General features: G+C 60.4%; 6 protein-coding genes and 1 pseudogene. 3 read left to right on the top strand and 4 right to left on the bottom strand.

Features of this window, described 5'->3' with window-relative positions; translation table 11 throughout:
• Nucleotides 1-704 (top strand): annotated as a pseudogene (locus tag G5171_RS19545) (hypothetical protein); the annotation flags it as partial.
• Nucleotides 701-1,042 (top strand): RT0821/Lpp0805 family surface protein, encoded by a 342-nt coding sequence (locus G5171_RS19540; protein WP_421260628.1) that lies wholly within the window; start codon nucleotides 701-703, stop codon nucleotides 1,040-1,042. The pseudogene G5171_RS19545 and the gene G5171_RS19540, both read left to right, overlap by 4 nt.
• An 87-nt stretch (nucleotides 1,043-1,129) precedes the next feature.
• On the opposite strand, the gene G5171_RS19535 is transcribed toward G5171_RS19540, so the two are convergent.
• Nucleotides 1,130-2,845 carry an NAD-dependent malic enzyme gene (locus G5171_RS19535; RefSeq protein WP_058055721.1) on the bottom strand — a complete coding sequence of 572 codons (1,716 nt, stop codon included), beginning with the start codon at nucleotides 2,843-2,845 and terminating at the stop codon, nucleotides 1,130-1,132.
• A 275-nt stretch (nucleotides 2,846-3,120) separates the two neighbouring features.
• Between G5171_RS19535 and G5171_RS19530 the strand changes: the two genes are divergently transcribed.
• Complete coding sequence (locus G5171_RS19530) at nucleotides 3,121-3,885, top strand: substrate-binding periplasmic protein (protein ID WP_270818027.1); 765 nt, start codon at nucleotides 3,121-3,123, stop codon at nucleotides 3,883-3,885.
• 87 nt (nucleotides 3,886-3,972) lie between these two features.
• Here G5171_RS19530 and G5171_RS19525 read toward each other — a convergent pair whose 3' ends face one another.
• The 3 genes from G5171_RS19525 to fdh3B form a co-directional block, all read right to left on the bottom strand.
• On the bottom strand, nucleotides 3,973-4,383 hold the full coding sequence (locus tag G5171_RS19525; RefSeq protein WP_421250482.1) for a DNA breaking-rejoining protein: 411 nt from the start codon (nucleotides 4,381-4,383) through the stop codon (nucleotides 3,973-3,975).
• A gap of 161 nt (nucleotides 4,384-4,544) precedes the next feature.
• Nucleotides 4,545-5,516 carry a formate dehydrogenase subunit gamma gene (locus tag G5171_RS19520; RefSeq protein ID WP_421250483.1) on the bottom strand — a complete coding sequence of 324 codons (972 nt, stop codon included), beginning with the start codon at nucleotides 5,514-5,516 and terminating at the stop codon, nucleotides 4,545-4,547.
• Complete coding sequence (gene fdh3B / locus G5171_RS19515; protein ID WP_043556381.1) at nucleotides 5,513-6,136, bottom strand: formate dehydrogenase FDH3 subunit beta; 624 nt, start codon at nucleotides 6,134-6,136, stop codon at nucleotides 5,513-5,515. Before fdh3B ends, G5171_RS19520 begins: the two co-directional genes overlap by 4 nt.
• Between the last annotated feature and the right edge of the window lie 3 nt (nucleotides 6,137-6,139).

Here is a 6,139-nt window from a genome sequence, read left to right as displayed (position 1 = left end):
GCAGCAACAGCGGCGGAGGCAGCAACAGCGGCGGAGGCAGCAACAGCGGCGGAGGCAGCAACAGCGGCGGAGGCAGCGACAGCGGCGGTGGCAGCGACAGCGATGGGGGCAGCAACAGCGGCGGTGGCAGCGACAGCGGTGGGGGCAGCAACAGCGGCGGTGGCAGCGATGGGGGCAGCGATGACAGTGGCGGCCAAGGCGAGCATGCCGGCGGAGAGCAGCATGGTGGAGGTGAACGGCATGCTGGTGGAGAAAAACATGCAGGGGGAGAACGCCATGGGGGTGGCCGCGGATTTGGCAATGGCGTTGATGACAACGGTGTGGATGCCGTCGATGCCAACGAGAACAAGCTCAGAGGTGACGGCACCATCGATGACAACGGCGTGGATGCAGTCGATGCCAATGGCAACAAGCTCAGAGGTGACGGCACAGTCGATGACAACGGCGTGGATGCCGTCGATGCCAACGGCAACAAACTCAGGGGCGATGGTACGGTCGATGATAACGGTGTGGATGCCGTCGATGCCAACGGCAACAAGCTCAGGGGCGATGGTACGGTCGATGATAACGGTGTGGATGCCGTCGATGCCAATGGCAACAAACTCAGGGGCGATGGCTCGATCGATGATCGCCAGCAAGTGCTTACCGATGAGCAGGAGCGGGTGCTGCTCAACAACGGCTTTCGCCAACAGGGGCAACCATGATGCGATATCTGTTACCACTCCTCCTGCTCGGCCTCACTGGCTGCGCCACGATCGACACCCCGCCGCTTTACCATCAGATGGATAAGGCAGATGTTCAACTGGCCAATCAGGCCCTCGCCAAGGCGCTGGAAACCCGTACCAAAGGCCAAAGCCTCACCTGGTTCAATCCAGCTAACCGTCACTCGGGTAGCGTCACCCCGCTGCGCACCTTCCGCCATACCAGCGGGGACTGGTGTCGCGACTATCGCGAGCAACTCTATATCGGCAAGGCGAGCCAGCAGTGGCAGGATACCGCCTGTCGCAATCAGCAAGGGCGCTGGCGGCCATTGCGAACTTAGTGAATGCCACGGGATAAACGAAAGGGGGTAGCAGCGCTACCCCCTTGTCATCTTTTCCGACCCGTTATCCGGGCGGTGAATACGCGGTTATACCCGACGATAGGGCAGGTAAACCGGCTCCCACATGTGGTTGAGGATATGCTGCTGCAGATCCTGACCGATCAGCGGGTGGGAGGGATCCCGGCGCACGATATCCTTGAGCACGGCGGTCGCCACATGCACCGAGATGCTGCGCAGCTCGCGAATGCGCGGATAAACAGCCCCTTTAGCCAGGTCCACCTCACTCACGCACTCGGCCAGCGCAAAGGCGGCGGTCGTGAAGACATCGGGTGTGATCTCGCGGATCTGGCTGACGATGGCCGCCAGACCTACACCGGGGAAGATAAAGACATTATTGCCCTGCCCGACCCTGAACTCCTGCCCCTCGTAGCTCACATCCTTGAAGGGACTACCGGTCGCCACGATCGCCTTGCCCTTGCTCCAGCGGTAGATATCCTCCGGCAGCGCTTCACAGTTGGCGGTCGGGTTGGAGAGCGGGAACACCATGGGGCGCTCGCAATGCTGCAGCATCAGCTGGATGTGTTCTTCCTGGAAGGCGCCGCCCGAGCCACTGGTACCCAGCAACACGGTAATGGGCACATGACGCAGCACATCGGCCAGATTGGCCTTGCCGGGCACCTCGGTATCCCAGCCCGCCAGCAGCAGCCCCGGCTTGGCATAGCGGCGCTTGTACTCGTCGAGCCCATCCCGGTTGTCGCACACCAGCCCCTGGGTATCCAGGATGTAGATGCGATCGCGGGCCGCCTGCGGATCCATCCCCTCGCGGATCATCCCCGCGCAGATCTGATCCGCGACACCAACCCCACCGGCGCCAGCGCCATAGACCAGATAGTTCTGCTGGCCCAGGGTCTCCCCCTTGACCTTGACCGCGCCTATGATACCGGCCAGCACCACGGCACCGGTGCCCTGAATATCATCGTTGAATGACGGCAGTGACTGCTGGTAGCGGGCCAGATTGTTGAAGGCATTGGATTTGCTGAAGTCTTCCCACTGGAGCACGGCATTGGGGAAGTGGCGCTTGACCCCCTGCACGAACTTGTCGATGAACTCCTCATACTCCTTGCCGCGAATACGCTTGTGGGGGCGGCCCAGATACATGGGATCATCGAGCAGTTTCTGGTTGTCGGTGCCCACATCCAGCGCGATAGGCATGCAGCAGGCGGGGTGAATACCGGCACCCAGGGTATAGAGCGCCAGCTTGCCGATGGGGATCCCCATGCCGCCAACACCCTGGTCGCCGATCCCCAGAATGCCCTGGCTGTCGGTGACGACTATGATGCGGATCGATTTGGCATCGAAGTGGCGGGCCTGACTGCCCATGTCATCCACGTTGTCCGGAGTGATGTAGAGGCCGCGCGGCTTCTGGAAGCGGTGGCTGAACTCCTGACACGCCTTGCCCACAGTCGGGGTATAGATGTAGGGAGTCATCTCCTCTACATGGCGTGACAACAGGGCATAGAAGAGAGTCTCGTTGCGATCCTGCAGGGCACGCAGGTTCTGGTACTTCTCGATATCGCTGCAAGCGCTCTTGAACCCCTCATACACTCGCTCGAGCTGGGCTTCAAAGGTTTGTACCTGAGGCGGCAGCAAACCATCGAGATCAAAATCGGCCCGCTCCTGTTCGGTGAAGGCCGTGCCCTTGTTGAGGTATCGATTGTTAAGCAGATCAGTGCCGGTCAGTGCAACGGGGCGAAAATCCTGTCCCTGTGCATCTTTCCACAGCAGATATTGTCCGGTAGCCATAGTCATTCTCTTTGATTTACGTGAAATTGCCGTTCGGCAGGAGAGCAAGACTCATAATGAAATCAATCATATGACGTTTACTCGATCGGTTTTGTGAGCTTGGGCATACCCTGCGGCCAAAATAGGCGCCTGGCGGCCCCAGCGAGACAAATATCCACGGCAAGGAATGAGACTCATGCTAGCATTGCGATCAATTCCGCAACGTTTCACCATGCCGCAGCCGGGAGTGACCTGATGCCCTCGACTTTTTCAGCCAGCTTTTGCCTCCTCTCGCCATGCGTCTGATACTGCTCCTTGCCCTGTCACAACTGCTTGCCTGCCAGTCGGCTCTCGCCGCACAGGGGAGAGAACTCAACATCATCGTGGGTGAATGGCCCCCTTTCGTCTCCGAGCAGTCAAAACAGCACGGGCCAGTGGCCCACCTCATCCGCGATCTGTTCAAGGAGGCGGGCTACGAGGTGAAGTTCCACTTCGCCCCCTGGGGTCGGGTCTATTCGCTGGCAGCCAACAGCCAGCTCTACGATGCCACCGCCGTCTGGATGCACAAGCCGGAACGTGAGCGGGATTTTCTGTTCAGCAAAGCGGTGCTGCAGGAGCAGTTTGTCTTCTTCTCCCTCAAAGCACGACATCTGCAAGCCGAGCGCCTCGAGCAGATCGTTGGCATGCGGTTGGGGGGCGATATCGCCTACAGCTACGGACCAGAGCTGGACAAGATGGTGGCCGACGGCAAAGTGAGCCAGCAGCGTGTCACCGACGTGAAGCAGAATTTCGGCAAGCTGCTGCGCGGGCGGATCGACCTCTATCCGCAAGAGCTGCGGGTCGGTCTGGCCGAGTTGCAGAGTCAGCTCGATCCCGCCAGCGCGGCACTCATCACCCACAGTCAGACCCCTTTTCTGCGCAACGACAGCTTCGTGATGTTCCCGCGCAAAATGCAGGATTCAGCCAAACTGCGTGATCAGTTCAATCAGCAGTTGCAGCAGGCCATCGCCAGCGGACGTTATCAAACCTATTTCGACCGGCTGGCCCGGGGTGAATATTGACCGTGGCGAGGCAAAAACAGAGAGGATAAAACAGAGGTGGCGGCCCTTTGTGGCCGCCACCTCTGTGATGCTTGTCAGCTGCTGGCATTAGCCGCTGATACCCACCTCCAGCTTGAACGGCGTCTTGGCCTTGCTGCTCTCGGCCGCCCCCATCTGGTAGACCCGAATGGTGTAGGTGCCCTTGGCAGGCAGGGTTGCCTCAAAGTTGTTCCCTTCCGTAGAGCCGATAAACATCGCCTCCCCCTTGCTGCCCGGCGGCAGAATATTGAAGTAGGGCTTGCCGGTCAGGATCACCACCATGCTCTGGCCCTTGTTGGCCGTCAGCTTGTAATCGAGGGTCTGGCTACCCTGAATGGTGCCGTTGATGGTTGCCCCTGACTCCCCCTTCTTGAACTGCACCTGCTGGGTCTTGATCCCGTCAGCCGCCTGCGCCACGCCCGCAATACCACCGAAGATCGCAGATGCACATACCGCGGCCAACCATGCTTTTCTCATCATTTGTCATCCCTTATGTGAATGGAACTCCCTGTTACTGTTGCTCAAGGTGACCCAAAAAACCATCGCCGTTTGCGGCATCGCTCAATCAATTTACCATCACGATCGACCTGCCATCAAAAGGGGCGCCGCAGCGCCCCTTCCCTTTACTCTTTGTCCGACCGTCAGCTTGATTTACCCACCTTGGGCTCATCGAGGGTGTGCTTCACCTCTTCATACCAGAGGTCGTGGTGCTCCTTGGCCCAGGTCTCGTCCACCTCACCGGTCACCATCCCCTCCAGCGCCCCTTCCAGCTGGAACAGGCCCATGTAGATATGGAAGATAAAACCGCAGATAAGGATCAAGGCGCCGACGATATGGATAAAGCTGGCCCACTCCATCTGACGGCGCAGCTGGCCGAAGATGGGAAAGTCCAGAAACAGCCCGGTCGCCACGACTATGCCGCCAAACCAGATGAGCAGCCAGAAGATCGCCTTCTCGCCGCCGTTGGAGAAGCCCGCCGAGGGGTGACTCCCCTTGTGGGGCCCCAGCATGCCGCCAGCCTTCATAAACCACTGCACATCCACCATGTTGACGATGTTGTGGCGGAACCACTTGATGAGTACACCGAGCAAGCAGAGGAAGAAGAGCGGCCCCACGTAGTTGTGGAACACCTTGGCGAACCAGATCCAGTTCTCCCACACCCCCATGCTCACCACCGGCTTGATGAAGTACTTGCCATAGATGATGGCCAGCCCTGACCCGGAGAGGGTCAGGAACATGGCCGCCGTGGTCCAGTGCAGCGCCCGATCCAGCCGGCTCCAGCGCTTGAGCTTGCGCCCGGTACGCGGTTTGGAGAGCTTGGTCGGCCCCACCACCCAGTACATCAGGCCGCACATGGCCAAGGAGCCGAAGATGGCGATGGCGCCGAGCGGCGACACCCACTTGGTCTTCACCTCGAACCAGAGCTGACCCGGCACCGAGATAAGCACCCCGTGCTCCGGCGAGCGGGAGGTGGTCACCCCCTCCTGCCCATCCTTCACCGCCCGCCAGTAGTCGGCGCCGGCAAAACCGACCGCCTCTTTCTCGGCGTCGGCGAAACTTGCGGTACTCACCAGCAGCAGGGCGGCAAACAGGGCCATTAGCCAGGTTTTCATGCCGCCCCTCCCTTGCCCGCCTTGCTGGCGTCATGGAACAGCTCCTCACCGCTGCCCCAGCCCGCGTCCTTGGCGCCGCGATAGGCGACCCGCTCGCGGAAGATATCGGAGATCACCTGCGCATCCCCCGCCAGCAGCGCCTTGGTGGAGCAGAGCTCGGCACACATGGGCAGCTTGCCCTCGGCGATACGGTTGGCACCGTACTTCTGGCGCTCCGCCTCGCTGTGATCCTCTTCCGGGCCACCGGCGCAGAAGGTGCACTTGTCCATCTTGCCTCGATCGCCAAAAGCGGCAGTCTTCGGGAACTGGGGAGCCCCGAACGGGCAGGCAAACAGGCAGTAGCCGCAACCGATACAGAGATCCTTGTTGTGCAGCACTATGCCGTCATCGGTGTGATAGAAGCAGTCGGCCGGACAGACCGCCATGCAGGGGGCATCTGTGCAGTGCATGCAGGCGACCGAGATGGAGGTCTCACCCGGCAGGCCGTCGTTGAGGGTCACCACACGGCGGCGCTGGATGCCCCACTCGAGGGCATCGTCGTTCTCGTTCTTGCACGCCGTCACACAGCCGTTGCACTCGATGCAGCGCTTGGTGTCACACATGAATTTCATTCTGGCCATGGG

It is taken from the genome of Aeromonas sp. 600774 (genome assembly GCF_049175075.1).
Taxonomy (GTDB): domain Bacteria; phylum Pseudomonadota; class Gammaproteobacteria; order Enterobacterales; family Aeromonadaceae; genus Aeromonas; species Aeromonas veronii_A.
This window is presented reverse-complemented; position numbering and strand designations above follow the sequence as displayed.